Source organism: Streptomyces sulphureus DSM 40104 (assembly GCF_000381025.1).
Taxonomy (GTDB): Bacteria; Actinomycetota; Actinomycetes; order Streptomycetales; family Streptomycetaceae; genus Streptomyces; species Streptomyces sulphureus.
The window spans coordinates 591,927-605,746 of record NZ_KB905815.1 but is presented as its reverse complement, the minus strand read 5'-3'; the positions used below and the strand labels follow the sequence as shown (position 1 = coordinate 605,746).

Below are 13,820 nucleotides of genomic sequence, written 5' to 3'. Positions count from 1 at the left end.
GTCACCGGGTCCTCGGGTTGAGGGCGTCGCGGACCGAGTCGCCGAAGGCGATGAGCGCGAACACCGTGAGGGACAGGAACAGCCCGGGAAAGAGCAGCAGGTGGGGGTGGGCCTCGAACGAGTTCTGCGCCGTGGCCAGTTGGAGTCCCCAGGAGATGGCGGGCGCCTGCATCCCGACGCCGAGGAAGGTGAGTCCGGCCTCGGCGACCACGACGCTGCCCACCGTGATGGAGGCCAGCACGATCACGGGGGTGAGGATGTGCGGGAGGATGTGCCGACGGACCACCCAGCCGGTGCCCGCGCCCATGCTGCGTGCCATCACCACGTGGTCGGCCTCCCTCGCCGAGCGGACGGAAGCGCGCACCACCCGGGTCATCGGCGGCCAGCCGAAGAGCGCGAGGACTCCGGCGACGGTCGGGATGTCGCGCGTGGTGACGCTGCTGAGCACGACGATCGCGCCGAGCAGGAACGGGAAGCCGAGGAAGACGTCCGTGAGCCGGGCGATCACGCTGTCCACCACGCGGCCCGCCATCCCGGACAGGCAGCCGAGGAGCAGCGCGAGCGCGAGGCTGCATCCGGTCGCGAGGAGGCCGATGCCCATCGAAGCGCCGGCTCCGTGCACGACGTTGGCGTACAGGTCGCAGCCTTGGGTGTCGAAGCCGAAGGGGTGCCCGGGGGCCGGGCCCTGGGCGCTGTGGTCCAGGTTGCAGGAGCGGGGATCGCCGTGTCCGAACCATCCCGCGAAGAGGGCGGGACGTACGGCCATCACGAGCAGCACCGCAATTGCGCCGCCGGAGACGACGAAGACGGTGCTGCGGCGCAGGAGTTGCCAGGCCGACCGCTCGGCGAAGGGCACGGCGGACGCGTCGGCGGGCGAGGTGTCGCTTGGGGGGTCGTCGGAGGCGGGAGCCGTGCCACCGCCGCCCCTCGTCGCCCCTGTCGGTTCAGTCACGGCGAATCCTCGGGTCCAGGAGGCTGTTGAGCAGGTCGACCAGCACGCTGACGGTGAGGAAGACCAGGATCAGGGAGGTGGCCACACCGACCACGGTGGGTCCTGTGTGCGCCTGCACGGCCTGGAACAGGAGCTGGCCCACGCCGGGGAGGTTGAAGACGCCCTCCACGATGACCGTGCCGCCGAGCAGCAGTCCGAGGTCGACGGCGAGGTAAGTGACGGCGGGCAACAGCGAGTTGCGCAGTACGTGTACCAGCAGGGTGCGGCGCTTCGAGAGGCCCTTGGCGGCGGCGGTGCGCACGTAGTCGGCGCTCAGGTTGTCGATGACCTCGGCCCGCACCAGCCGGGAGACGGACGCCAGCCCGAACGCGGCGACGACGAGTGCGGGCAGCACGTACGCCGAAGGCCACCCCGCGCTGTCGCCCGCGACGGGGAACCAGCCAAGCCGCACTCCGAGGAGGACCTGCGCGGTGTAGCCGAGCACGAAGACCGGTACGGAGACGGCCGCGGTCGTGAACGCCAGCACCGCGCGGTCCGGCCACGTGCCGCGCCGCAGCGCGGCGAACACTCCGAGCGCGATCCCGGCGACCGCCTCGATCCCCCACGCGGTCAACGCGAGGCGCACGGTCACGGGCCACCGGTCGGCCATCTGCTCGGCCACGGGGACGCCCGAGAAGTCGGCGCCCAGGTCGCCGTGGAAGAGTCCGGCCAGGTACTGCCCGTACTGCACGAGCACGGGATCGTCCAGGTGGTGCTGCTCCCGCAGCGCCGCGACGACGCTCGGGGTGAGCGGGCGGTCTCCGGCCATCGCGCGCACGGGGTCGCCCGGCAGCGCGTACACCATGACGTAGATGATCAGGGTGACGCCGAAGAAGACGAGGACGGCCTCCAGCAGGCGGCGGAGCAACAGCGTGGTCATCGTGGTTTCCGCCCGGTGCGCCTCTCGGAGCTCTCGGAGGGGGGTCGCTCCGTACGCGCGTGGTCGGCGGCGGCGAGCAGCGCCGCGTACTGCATCCCGGAGAGCGTCGCGATCGGCAGCGAGTTGCCCATGACGGGTGCGGCCTCAGCGGCCCAGGCGTCGTAGCGCTCCAGCAACGTGCGCTGCAGAGCGCGCACTTCGCGGGGTGCGGTGCCCGCGACGGTCTCGGCCTCCAGCGCACGCAGCAGCATCCCGCCGAAGCGCATGCGGAGGCTGTGTCCGGACTGGAGACAGGAGTAGCGCTCGGCGACCGTGGCCGGGCGCTCGGAGAGGCTGTCGGCGCGGCTGGTCTCGGTCTCGCTGAGTCCCCGCAGTCCGGGCACGAAGGAGCGGGCAGCCCGCAGGAACGGTGAGGCAATCGTCAGGTGCGGTGCGGCGTTCTCCAGGATGTGCTCCAAGAACGCCCCGCTTTCCCTCAGCTGAGCGGCGCGCCGCCGCAGCACCTCGCGGTAGCTCTCGGGCACGGGCGAGTCGTCGGCGGCGTCGGGATGCGTCCACTGCGGGACCTCGGCGACGAAGTAGAAGGTGCCGTAGGGCTCGGCGTAGGCGCAACTGGAGGCTCCGGCGAGGACGGCCGCCGGGTCGCCACCGTGGCTCTCCAGATAGTCGTAGGCGGCGCGCATGTCGATGGCGCCGTGAATGCCGGGGGCGTAGAGCGGGGTGTGCGCGGCCTCCGGCTCCCCGGTGGCGAGCGGGATTCCCGCGGCGGCGGGGATCGCCGTGAGCTGTGGGTAGAGCGCGGGCGCAGGGCGGTTGAGGTAGTAATAGGCGCCCCCCGCCTCGCAGTTGTGCAAGGTGGTGAGGAAGCGCGGCTTGGTGGAGTCCAGCAGCCGCATCAGCGCAAGGGTCTCGGGCAGCACCTCGTCGAAGTAGGCGTCCCGGTAGGCGAACGGGAAGGTCCACTCGACCTGTTCCTCGCCGCGCGGCCGATAGAAGTGCCGCCCGTACAGGTACTTGTCCTCTGGGTCGCCGAACCAGCCCTCGTTGAGCCGGGCGCCGTCGGGGTCGGAACAGGGCACCAAGTGCCAGGCGGCGCCGAACCGTTCGCGCAGCGCCGTGTCCTCGCACAGCCGGGTGGCCAGGTGCAGGATGGTGACGCCGCCCACCGGCTCGTTGGGGTGCACACCCCCGACGATCACGTAGTCCTCGCCCCCGGCGCCCGAGCGTGTGGGCTCGGGCAGGCCCTCCTCGTGTTCCGAGACGGTGAAGCAGAGCAACGGCTCGCCCAGGCGCGAGGTGCCGATGCGGTGTTCGGTGATCAGCCGGGGATGGCGCGCGGCCAGGGCTCGAAAGCCGGCCAGCAGGCTGTCGACGTCCGGGTAGCGGGCCGTGGCGGGCACGGAGCCCACCTGCTCGACCCAGGAGTGCGGTCCGTCCGCTTCCTGCGGCCCGGTTCGGGAGGTGACGGTCGCCATGGCGCTGGGCTCTCGCTTTCTCTGGGGAGTCGGGAGGTGTGAAGAAGGCGCCGGAGCACGGGAGATGTGGTCAGGTGCCGATCTCGATCCGTTCCAGCCGCAGTCCGAAGGGGCCGATGGCGGCGCCGGTGATCCGTTCCGTCGTGGCGTAGACGTAGCTGCCGTAGAACAGCGGGATGGTGGGGAAGTCCTCGAGGATGCGGCGCTGCGACGCGTTGTAGAGCGCGGCGGCGTGACGGGAGTCGGTGCTCGAGTCGGCGCGTGCCAGCAGCTTGTCGACGTCCGGGTGGCTGTAGAAGCTGCACGTCCAGCAGCCGCCCGACTTGGTGAAGATGCCGCGCAGCGTGTTCTGCATGCTCGGATAGAGCGCGCCCCAGTGACCGTAGAAGGGGCCGGGGAGCTTCTTGCCGTAGACCTTGTCGGAGAACTCAGCCCAGTCGGCGGTGGGCTGTGCGCGGGCGCCGTCGATGCCGAGGTTCTGCCGCAACTGGTTGGCCAACGCCCGGTACACCTCGTCCAGGCCGAGGCCGCCCGGGTAGGTGAGCACGAGCGGTCCGCGCCAGCCGCCTGCCCTCTTCAGCAGCGCGCGGGCCCGCCGCGGATCGTAGCGGCAGTCGTCGCACACGCCCGTCTCGGCGCCGACGGCGACGGGCGGGACGAGCGAGGTGGCCGGCGTGTTCATGCCGCCGTACATCGCCTTGTTGACGGCCTTTCTGTTGATCGCGAGCGAAAGCGCGCGGCGTAGGCGGGGGTCACGGAACCGCTTGTCGTACAGCGGCAGGCTGAGCAGTTCCATCGAGGGTGCCTCGTAGCGGTGCACCCGGTCGGGGAAGTCCCGCCGCACCTGGCCGAACTTGTCGGGTGGCACGGCGAGCACGTCGGTGTTCCCGGCCAACGCGTCGGTGTAAGCGGTGCTCATGTCGGTGTAGCTCTTGAACGTCAGGCCGCTGGCCGCGGGCTTCGGCCCGCGGTAGCCGCGGTAGGCGACGAGAGCGGCGCCCCGGTTCCGCTTCCAGGCGGCCGTCATCCGGAACGGCCCGTTGCCTGCGGGCCTGCGGTCGTACGCGCGCGGGTCGCTGAAGGCGGCCTTCGGCAGGGGGAAGAACGCGCCCTGGTTGTCGGTGAGTTGGTACGGAAACTGGCTGTCCGGCGCGCGGAGCGTGACCTTCAACGTGTAGCGGTCAGCGACGCGCAGGCCGGAGAGTGTGCGCCGGGCCGGCTTCGCCTTCCCCTTGGTCGGGTTCAGCGCCGCATAGCCTTCGATCCCGGCGAGTTGGCCGTTCGTGGACCAGGCGTTGGGCCCGTAGGCGGCGTGATTCCAGGAATCGGCGTAGCTGCGCGCGGTCACGGGTTCTCCGTTGTGGAAGGTCCAGCCCTCTCGCAGCCGTATCGTCCAGTGCCGAGAGTCGCGCGAGGTCACGGACTTGGCCTGGACGTACCCGAGCTTTCCCGAGTCGCGGACCGTGACGAGAGGGGCGAAGAGCGCGTGGATCGGGTCCATCGACGTTACCGTGCGGCCGGGAGTGAGATGGTCGGGTTCGGTGGTGGCGACGGAGTAGCCGCCCTCGGGCGTGCGGACGCCGCTGTCCTGGCCGGCGCATCCGGCCGCGCCGATGGCGGTGGCGAGAGACGCTACGGCACCGGTTTTGAGCAGGTTGAATCGACGCAAGACGGCTCCAGGGGAGACGACGGAACGAGCCTGGGGCGGGCTCCACTTCGGTGGTGCCGATGACGCGTACCGGGGATACTGAGCCCGGCGTGAAGAGCCTGTCAATGAAAACGTCTAAAACTTTTAATCTGAGACGAAAGTTCAGGCTGAGAGTCGGAGAGTGGAGGGTCGCATGGGGCGGAACGGCGAGGCCGAACACGGCTGGGGGCGCGCGTCGTTCGTGGAGGAGATGGGGCTGCTGTGGGAGGCGGTGGGCAGCGCCCGGATGGACGGCCGGATCATCGGCTACCTCATCGTGACCGACGAACCGTACGTCTCCTCCGCGCAGTTGGCCAAGGCGTTGAAGGTGAGCGCGGGCTCCATCTCCCTGGCCACCCGCAGACTCGTCGAAGCGGGCTTCGTCAAACGGCATGCGATACCCGGCGAACGCAGCCGTTACTTCCGGATGGAGGACGACGTCTGGGGCAGCTTCCTTGCGGGTGAACGCCGATTCCTGGAAGAGCAGCGGCAGTTGGGCGAGAAGGCCCTCGAACTCCTCGACGACGAGGAGGAGGGCCCGCGCCGCCGCTTGCAGAACATGATCGACTACATGCGCTGGGTCCAGGGCGCCCACCGCCAACTCCTGGCGAGCTGGAAGGCATACCGAGGCGCAGAACACCCGGACGTCGCGGGGCAAGACCCCTCCGCCGTCCCTCCCGGCGGCCCCGCGGTGTCGGAAGCGCCTTGGCGGATCGACGGCCCCGCCGAGGCCTCGCACGCGACCCCGCTCGCCTCCGAGCAGTCGCGCTCGGTGGCGCTGGGGCAGGCGCTTGCCCAACGGCTGGTGCCGGACTCGCTCTGGGAGGCAGCCGCGCCGCTGCTCCCTTCCTCACGGAACGGCGAACGCGCCCTCCTCGCCGCCGTGGTGTTCGTGCTGACTGCGGGCTGCGGCTGGCAGCAACTCCCCGGCTACTTCGGCGTCTCTCCCGCCACCGCGCACCGCCGCTTCACGGCGTGGAGCGACGCGGACGTCTGGGAGCGCCTGCTCGCCGCGACCGCCCCCGAGGACCGTGCGTGGTGTGCGGAGATCACCACGGCGGCCCGCAGGCGTCGCCACCGCAGCGAGCCGGCGGCTTCTCCCGCGGAGCCCCGGTGAAGCCCTCGTGGGGCCGACCGCCTGTCCGCCCTTGCGGCCGGCTGTCGAGACGGTGGCTCAGCAACCGGGCATCGCACCGGAAGAGGCCGCACACCTTGTGACGCCGGAGGCCGTCGCAGATGCGATCGTCAGGGCCGCGACCGGGGAGCAACGGCGGGCCACGGTGGTTCACGCGGTGCGGCCCGTGCGGACAGAAGAGGAGACGCCACGCAAGGCACTCGCCCGCGGCAGGCAGTGCGATCTGCCGTGGGCGGTGAGGCAACCGATCACCTGACGCGCCGTCACCGCCGTGTTGTTCTCTTTCGGGTTTGCCTTGCGACGGAGCTTCTCTTCTGCGCCGGGGGTGGGCCCTCTCGATCGTGTTGACTGCCGAAGGAGGGGCTTTCGCTGCCGCGAATGACGCCGGCTGTGGTTGTGGCTTCAGTGGCCCACGCTCCGAGCCACTGACGTCGGGAAGGCTGACCACCGGGGTACGGTTTGTGCCCAGCCCACAAGGCAGGTCCCCGGCCGACCAGCAGGTCACGGTCCGGCCCCCAACGACGACCTTTCGCTGGGCGCAGGAGGGCGGACGGGTGTAGCGCCAGGCCCCTCCCCACCGATGCTGGAGGCGGAGTCCGCTTGGAACTTTTCAGGGACTCTCAGCTCTGTCCGAGGAGCTTCAGCCGGAGGAAGCGGCGAGGGCGTGAAAGCCGAGGAAGGGCCTCCGGTTCAGGTCAGAGGCCCTTTCCGGGAGGTGGCAGGCAGCGGCGGACGAGTCGGCCTGTACGCCGGGTTCTGTCCAGTTGGCGTGTAGTCGCCCTTCGGACCTGCTGCTTTGCTGTCTTGGAAGGGTCTAGTGCGGGTGGCAAGGCCACCGACGGGACGAAGATCCGCACCGTCACCGACGCCGTCGAGGGCCTGGAGCGCACGCACACCTATGACAGTGCGGGCCGTTTCTCCTTCGCGAAGGAGACCAAGGGCAGCGCGACCAACAACTCCTGGCAGTACTGCTACGACGCCGCGGGGAATCTGACTTCCCAGGGCATCACCGAGGGCTGCCCGCGCGGCACGACCTACAAGTACAACGACGCCTCCGAACTGATCCAGAAGAACGATGACACCACCGGCTGGTCCTACGACAAGGCGGGGAATGAGACCGCCGGCGCCTCCACACCGGAGACGACGAGGACGAACAGTGCCTGGTCGGACTTCTCCCAACTCACCTCGACCACCGTGAACGGGACGAAGTACGACGCCGAGTACGCCTCCACCGACAACAGCGAACGCGTCAAAGTCGGCGACACCTTCTTCCACCACGGCCCCGTCGGCCTGGCCGCCACCAGCACCAACGGTGAGGACACGGGATTCATCCGTGAAGCACCGGGCACGCTCAACTCCATGACACGGGGCGGGAAGAGCTACTACTACCTCACCGACGCACTCGGCTCCACTGTCGCCATGGTCGACGAGACAGGTAACAAGACGGCCTCGTACTACTACAGCCCCCGCGGCGTCACCGAACCCACCGAAACCGAGGGCGCACAACAGCCCTACCGCTTTGCGGGCACCTACCAAGACCCCACCGCGATGTACCACATGGGCGCCCGCTACTACGACCCCCGCATCGGCCGCTTCACCCAACCCGACCCCTCGGGCCAGGAAACCAACCCCTACCTCTACGCCAACGGCGACCCCGTCAACCAAATCGACCCCGACGGGACCATCAGCCTGAACGGGATCTTCAACGGGGCGAATGTTGTCAATATCGTAGGAGGGGCACTGACAGGCAGCATGGACCTGGCCAACGCGAACTTTGCTGGACTCCTTACAGGCATAGGAGTTTCAGCAGTTTGTGAAGCCGGAGCAGCGGCCATCTCTGCGCCCGTTGGGGGTTCCCTGGCCGGGCCTGCCCTGCCCTTCTGCGCCATGATCGGGGCGGCTGCTGGAACTTACGTATCGGAGAACTACAACCGATAAGTCAGCACTACCTGGTGGGGGTGGCCGCAGCCACCCCCGCCACCCGGCACACTCTGATGGAGAACAAACATGGATGCCACAAAGCGCATATATCGCATCACCGGTATTCTGCAGGTCTTCTGTGGCGCCTCACTGGCTGTCTTCGTTGTTTCCGACATTGCCAATGGTCGTGGCCTCACGGTAGTGACGCCTTTTGCGATCCTGTTTCTTGTGACGGGACCTCTCACTCTGTATAAGTCCCGGAACTGACCGCGATGCTTGAGATCAGTATTCTGCTTTCTGGCAAGTGGGCAGACCGAAGCTCGGCAGTGAACACGTGGGGATTCCTCATTACGGGGATCGCGCTTGTACTGATTTGGCTGTGGTACCGACGCAGGTAGCTCACGCAGACAGAAACATAAAGTAATGAGGTCGTCGATATCGGGATCAGCGTGCGTGTTTCATTCTGATCACGGTGACTCGTATCCGGCCAGCGGGGTCAGGAAGCCGTATCGTGCAGTGAGTTTTTTCAGACCTTGAACAAGGTGGCATTCCGATAGGGGCCAGCGCCCCCCTTTCGCCCGTTCCGCAGCGCCCGCTCGACCTGGTCGTCCGCGTGGTCGAAGAACATCTGCAGTCCCTCACGCGTGAACGGCCGGGCTTCGGGATCGCCTTCGTAGTCCTGCAGGTGCGGGATGGTGTTCTACTCGTGGCAGATCGCCACGGGGAACGTCCCGAACCTTTCCTCGCAGGCCAACGCCCAGTCGTACCGGGGGTCGATGAGGTACTCCGAGAACAGTCGCAACGTGCCCTGGTAGCCGCGAACCGTTGAAGGTGCCAGGCCTTTCCCTGAGGCCAGGTTGGCCGACCACTCGTCCATGTGCGCCGGCGTCCAGAGTCACGGGTATTCGTTCGTGTACGCCCGGAAGGCGCGCCCCCGATTCTTGCGCGGCTCGTACGTGCCCTTCTTCAGGTTGCTGACGCCGGGCGAGGCCGACCACCGGATAGGTTTTGTGTGACCTTTACAAGGCAGCTCTCCGGCCGACCTGCGGGTCACAGTCCGGCCCTCAACGACGACCCTCCGCTCATAGGGGAGCGCGGACGCCTTTGGACGGGGCACCACGGTGCACGAACAGCGGGACCGGGATACGTGTTCTGATCTGGGAAAACGACATCCTGGGTCACCCCGCAGCACTCGGCAGCATGAGCCCGAACGTGCTCGTCATGCGTAGGTCGTAGGTTCTGCGTGCAGCAGGGCTACGGCACACCCTAGGGTCACCGAGCCGCCTGCCCGGTATCTCTGGGCGGGCGAAGGAAGGTGGTTGAGCGTAGCGCCGGACCTTTCCCAGGGAGAAAGCCCAGGTGAAGGCGGACGAGTCGGCCTGTACGCCGGGTTCTGTCTCCCCGTCGCCTTGCGGTGGCGGGGGAGGCGGTCATCCCTCTGGGGTCGGTGTTGCCACCGGCCTCGTGCGGTCTACCCGTGGACTCGGGCGGGCAGCCCTCGTGCATCCACGCAGGGTCGCGTGTGCGGCCCCTCTTGACCTTGCTCCGGATGGGGTTTACCTAGCCGCCCAGGTTGCCCTGGGCGCTGGTGGTCTCTTACACCACCGTTTCACCCTTACCGGGTGCCGTACGGGTACGGCCCCGGCGGTCTGTTTTCTGTGGCACTTTCCCGCGGGTCACCCCGGGTGGGCGTTACCCACCATCCTGCCCTGTGGAGCCCGGACGTTCCTCGGCGGGCCCACGCGAGGTGGGTCCGACGCGACCGCCCGGCCGGCTCGTCCGCCGTGCCGGCCATGGTACCCGCGGCGCGGGGGTCGTCGTCCCGGGTGCCCCGAGCCTTAGCTGAAGGTGCGGCGGTACGCCTGCGGGCTGACGCCCGTGACGCGGCGGAAGCGGTCGCGGAACGCGGTGGCCGAGCCGAAGCCGACCTGGGTGCCTATGCGCTCGACGGGATGGTCGGTGGTCTCCAGCAGGTGCTGGGCCTGGCGGATGCGGGCGCGGTGGAGCCACTGGAGCGGGGTGGTGCCCGTCTGGTCGCGGAAGCGGCGGATCAGGGTGCGGGTGCTCGTTCCCGCGTGGGCGGCGAGGTCGTCGAGGGTGAGGTCGCTCGAGAGGTTCTCCTGGAGCCAGGCGAGGAGCGGTTCGAGGAGCGAGCCGCGCGGGGTGGCGGGGTGCGGCTGGACGATGAACTGCGCCTGCCCGCCCTCGCGTTCGAGCGGCATGACGGAGAGCCGTGCGGCGTCGGCCGCGACTGCGGAGCCGTAGTCGCTGCGGATCATGTGGAGGCAGAGGTCGAGTCCGGCGGCTGCACCCGCGGAGGTGAGGATCTGCCCGTTGTCGACGTAGAGGACGTCGGGGTCGACGTCGACCGACGGGTGGAGGGCGGCGAGGTGGTCGGCGGCGGCCCAGTGGGTCGTGGCGCGGAGGCCGTCGAGGAGGCCGGCGGCGGCGAGTTGAAAGGTGCCGGAGCAGATGGAGGCGATGCGGCTGCCGTCCCCGGCCGCGGTGCGGAGCGTCTCGGCGACGGCGGGCGGAAGCGGGGCCAAGGGCTCCGCCGTGCCGGGGACGATGACGGTGTCGGCGGTGCGGACGGCGTCGAGGCCCCAGGGCGCGCGGAGCGCGAAGGCGCCGGCGTCGATGTCGGGGTGCTCGGCGCAGACGCGGAGGCGGTAGCCGGGGCGCCCGTCGGGGAGGCGGGTGCGGGTGAAGACCTCGATGGGGGTGCCGAGGTCGAACGGTATGACGTGGTCGAGGGCGAGGACGGCGATGGTGTGCACGGGGCCAAGGTAGCTGCCGCTGGCAAAAGTGCGAGCTTGCGCGGAGTCCGCCGCGAGGAGGGCTTTGCTGGTCAGGGCGGTTACGGGGCGCTGTCGTTTTTCCGTTGGAGGCTGTCGTCAACGCCACTGGGGGCGGGGCTGCCGTCGGACTAGCGTCGGTGGCGCCCTCGGTGCTTGCGGCCGGTGGGCGTCTCCCCATCCCTGCGGCAAGGAGCGAACCCGCGTGCATGTCCAGATTGTTCTCTTCGACGGCTTCGATCCCCTGGACGTCGTCGCCCCGTACGAGGTCTTCCAGGGCGGCGCGATCGCCGCGGGCGGCGCCGTGACGGTGGAGCTGGTGTCGGCGGAGGGGCCCCGCAGGGTGCCGAGCGGAACGGGTGCCTTCGCGCTCGACGCCGAGGCGGCGCTCGATCCCGGTCGTGCCGGTCTCCTCGTCGTGCCCGGTGCTTCGGGCCGGATAGGCGATCCGGGCGAAGTGCCGGACGGGGGCGCCGAGTCGGCCGAGGGGGCGTCGGTCCCCGAGCTGATCGGCCGGACGTTGCGGACCGGGCTCCCCGGGCTGCTCGGCGAGGCGGTGGCGCGCGAGGACGTGCTCGTCTCCAGTGTCTGCGGCGGCTCCCTCGTCCTCGCGCTCGCCGGCCTGCTGGAGGGGCGGCCCGCGACGACGCACCACCTCGGACGCGAACTCCTCGCTGCGACGGGGGCGCGCGCGGTGGACGCGCGGGTCGTCGACGACGGCGATGTCGTCACCGCGGCCGGCGTCACCTCCGGGCTCGACCTCGCCCTCCACCTGCTCGACCGGGAGGTCGGGCCGAAGGTGGCCCACGCGGTGGAGGAGCTCTTCGCGTACGAGCGCCGGGGTGTGGTGTGGCGGGACCGCGGCGTCGAGCCGGCGGCCTGGTGAGCAGCCGGATGCCGGGAGGAGGAGACGTGTACGAGGGAACCTGGGACCTGACGATCGCCACGCCGATCGGCAGCATCGAGGCGGTCGTCGAACTGCGCACCGTGGGAGGGGAGTTGAGAGGAGTCGCGTACGGCGCGGGCGAGGAGGTGCCGCTGCGGGACCTCGCTGTGGACGGGGAGCGGATCACCTGGCGGCAGTCGATCCGCAAGCCGATGCGGCTCGACCTGGTCTTCGCACTCCGCGTCGACGGTGACGAGTTGAGCGGCACCTCCAGGGCGGGCCGCCTGCCGGCCTCCAGGGTCGCCGGCCGCCGCAGGGAGGCGCCGTGACGAAGCTGCTCCTCTCGGTCCACGTCGTCGCGGCCGTCCTCGCCGTCGGGCCCGTCGCGGTTGCGGCGAGCATGTTCCCCGCCGTGCTGCGCCGCGGCACGCAGCCGGAGGGGGACGCGGTGCCGGGCCTGCGGCTGCTGCACCGGATATGCCGCGTCTACGCGGTGGTCGGCGTCTCGGTGCCGGTCTTCGGCCTCGCGACGGCACGGCAGATGGGGGTGCTGGGCGACCCGTGGCTGCTCGCCTCGATCGCGCTCACCGCGGTGGCCGCCGTGCTCCTCGGCGCCGCGGTGCTGCCGCAGCAGTCGGCGGCTCTCGCCGCGGCGGAGGAGGGCGGACGGGCGGTGGGCGCCGGCCGGCTCGCGATGCTCACCGGGGTGTTCAACCTGGTGTGGGCGGCCGTCACCGTGCTCATGATCGTCAGGCCCGGGTCGACGACCGGGGCCTGAACACCGGCGCGGTCCACCGGCGTCAGCACCACAGGTCGGAGGGCGTCAGCTCGCGCGGGGTGCGGTGGCCGGAGAGGCCCAGGGTGAGGTCGAGGTCGGCGAGGAGGCTGCGGAGCACGTGGCGGACGCCGTCCTCGCCCGCGTGTGCGAGGCCGTACGCGTAGGGGCGGCCGTAGAGGACCGCGCGGGCGCCGAGCGCGAGCGCCTTGAGGACGTCGGAGCCGGTGCGCACGCCGGAGTCGAAGAGCACTTCGGTGCGGTCGCCGACGGCGCGGACGACCTCGGGCAGCGCGTCCAACGCGGCGACGGCGCCGTCGACTTGGCGCCCGCCGTGGTTGGAGACGACGACGCCGTCCATCCCCGCGTCGACGGCACGGCGCGCGTCGTCCGGGTGCAGGACGCCCTTGAGGACGATCGGCCCGTCCCAGTGCTCGCGGAGGAAGGGCAGCCGGTCCCAGGAGCGGTCGCGGCCGGTGAACATCGACACCCAGGTGAGCACCGCCGCCTCGGGGTTCTCCTCGGGCGGCTCGGCGAGCAGCGCGCGGAACGCCGGGTCGGAGAAGGGGATCGCCGTCCCGACGCCGCGGAGGAACGGGAGGTAGGACTGGTCGAGGTCCTGCGGGCGCCAGGCGAGCGTCCAGGTGTCGAGCGTGACGACGAGCGCGGAGTAGCCGGAGGCGGCAGCACGTTGGAGGATGCTGGCGCAGACGTCGTCGTCGTTGGGCCAGTAGAGCTGGAACCAGCGCCGGCCCTCGCCGTCCGCCTCGGCGACCTCCTCCAGGGTGTGGGAGGAGTGCGTGGAGAGCACCACGGGCACGCCGAGCGCCGACGCGGCCCGTGCGGTGGCGAGTTCGCCCTGCGGGTGGATGATCGACTGGACGCCGAGCGGCGCGAGCAGCACGGGCGCCGGTACGCGGGTTCCGAGGACGGTGGTCGACAGGTCACGGTCGCCGGCGTCGGCGAGCATGTGGGGAACGAGCCGGCGGCGCTCGAAGGCGGCGCGGTTGGCGCGGTGGGTGGCGCCCGAGCCGGCGGAGCCCGCGAGGTAGCCGTAGGCGCCGCTGTCGAGTCGGGTGGAGGCGGAGGCGCCGAGCGCGGTGAGGTCGGTGGTGAAGGGCGGGACCTCGCCGACGAGGCCGTTGAGGTAGATCTCGTTCTGGTAGTTCCCGAACCCCGGTCCTGCGGCTGCGCCTTGGTCTGTGGACTCGCTCAACTCGGCTCCTCGCTCGCTCCCTTGCGTGGACGGCGCCGCGTCCGTGCGCCGAACCCGAAC

Annotated in this window: 11 protein-coding genes and 1 other RNA gene; 5 read left to right on the top strand and 7 right to left on the bottom strand. The window is 70.1% G+C overall.

What is annotated here, in order from left to right:
• Nucleotide 1 precedes the first annotated feature (1 nt).
• From F603_RS0110705 to F603_RS0110690, 4 genes are all read right to left on the bottom strand, one after another.
• Nucleotides 2–952, bottom strand: coding sequence for an ABC transporter permease (locus F603_RS0110705; protein WP_019546010.1), 951 nt, complete (start codon nucleotides 950–952; stop codon nucleotides 2–4).
• Nucleotides 945–1,871: an ABC transporter permease gene (locus F603_RS0110700; RefSeq protein ID WP_019546009.1), complete on the bottom strand. Its 927-nt coding sequence runs from the start codon at nucleotides 1,869–1,871 to the stop codon at nucleotides 945–947. Before F603_RS0110700 ends, F603_RS0110705 begins: the two co-directional genes overlap by 8 nt.
• Nucleotides 1,868–3,346, bottom strand: coding sequence for a M14 family zinc carboxypeptidase (locus tag F603_RS31925; RefSeq protein ID WP_019546008.1), 1,479 nt, complete (start codon nucleotides 3,344–3,346; stop codon nucleotides 1,868–1,870). Before F603_RS31925 ends, F603_RS0110700 begins: the two co-directional genes overlap by 4 nt.
• Nucleotides 3,347–3,416: 70 nt before the next feature.
• On the bottom strand, nucleotides 3,417–5,015 hold the full coding sequence (locus F603_RS0110690; RefSeq protein ID WP_019546007.1) for a peptide ABC transporter substrate-binding protein: 1,599 nt from the start codon (nucleotides 5,013–5,015) through the stop codon (nucleotides 3,417–3,419).
• Between the two features lie 172 nt (nucleotides 5,016–5,187).
• On the opposite strand from F603_RS0110690, the gene F603_RS33985 reads away from it, so the two are divergent.
• Nucleotides 5,188–6,150 carry a transposase gene (locus tag F603_RS33985; RefSeq protein WP_019546006.1) on the top strand — a complete coding sequence of 321 codons (963 nt, stop codon included), beginning with the start codon at nucleotides 5,188–5,190 and terminating at the stop codon, nucleotides 6,148–6,150.
• Between the two features lie 822 nt (nucleotides 6,151–6,972).
• Complete coding sequence (locus tag F603_RS0110680; RefSeq protein ID WP_019546005.1) at nucleotides 6,973–8,106, top strand: RHS repeat-associated core domain-containing protein; 1,134 nt, start codon at nucleotides 6,973–6,975, stop codon at nucleotides 8,104–8,106.
• A 1,348-nt stretch (nucleotides 8,107–9,454) separates the two neighbouring features.
• Here F603_RS0110680 and rnpB read toward each other — a convergent pair.
• Both rnpB and F603_RS0110660 read right to left on the bottom strand, forming a co-directional pair.
• An RNA gene (rnpB, locus tag F603_RS33460) (RNase P RNA component class A) lies at nucleotides 9,455–9,866 on the bottom strand.
• Nucleotides 9,867–9,926: 60 nt separating this feature from the next.
• A complete protein-coding gene (locus F603_RS0110660) occupies nucleotides 9,927–10,865 on the bottom strand; it encodes a GlxA family transcriptional regulator (RefSeq protein ID WP_019546001.1) in 939 nt (312 codons plus the stop codon).
• 223 nt (nucleotides 10,866–11,088) lie between these two features.
• On the opposite strand from F603_RS0110660, the gene F603_RS0110655 reads away from it, so the two are divergent.
• The 3 genes from F603_RS0110655 to F603_RS0110645 are packed head-to-tail and all read left to right on the top strand — an operon-like array spanning nucleotide 11,089 to nucleotide 12,547.
• Nucleotides 11,089–11,769, top strand: a complete 681-nt coding sequence (locus F603_RS0110655) for a DJ-1/PfpI family protein (protein WP_019546000.1) — start codon at nucleotides 11,089–11,091, stop codon at nucleotides 11,767–11,769.
• Between the two features lie 26 nt (nucleotides 11,770–11,795).
• On the top strand, nucleotides 11,796–12,098 hold the full coding sequence (locus tag F603_RS0110650; protein ID WP_019545999.1) for a hypothetical protein: 303 nt from the start codon (nucleotides 11,796–11,798) through the stop codon (nucleotides 12,096–12,098).
• Nucleotides 12,095–12,547, top strand: a complete 453-nt coding sequence (locus tag F603_RS0110645; RefSeq protein ID WP_019545998.1) for a hypothetical protein — start codon at nucleotides 12,095–12,097, stop codon at nucleotides 12,545–12,547. The genes F603_RS0110650 and F603_RS0110645 overlap by 4 nt, the downstream gene beginning before the upstream one ends.
• A 22-nt stretch (nucleotides 12,548–12,569) precedes the next feature.
• Here F603_RS0110645 and F603_RS0110640 read toward each other — a convergent pair whose 3' ends face one another.
• Entirely contained in the window at nucleotides 12,570–13,760 is a 1,191-nt protein-coding gene (locus tag F603_RS0110640; protein WP_019545997.1) for a lactate 2-monooxygenase, read from the bottom strand.
• Nucleotides 13,761–13,820: the final 60 nt, after the last annotated feature.

What these genes read in the sequence shown, in the direction of transcription:
- F603_RS31925 (WP_019546008.1), bottom strand. Translation starts at nt 3,346, where the DNA reads ATGGCGACCGTCACCTCCCGAACCGGGCCGCAGGAAGCGGACGGACCG.
- F603_RS0110700 (WP_019546009.1), bottom strand. Translation starts at nt 1,871, where the DNA reads ATGACCACGCTGTTGCTCCGCCGCCTGCTGGAGGCCGTCCTCGTCTTC.
- F603_RS33985 (WP_019546006.1), top strand. Translation starts at nt 5,188, where the DNA reads ATGGGGCGGAACGGCGAGGCCGAACACGGCTGGGGGCGCGCGTCGTTC.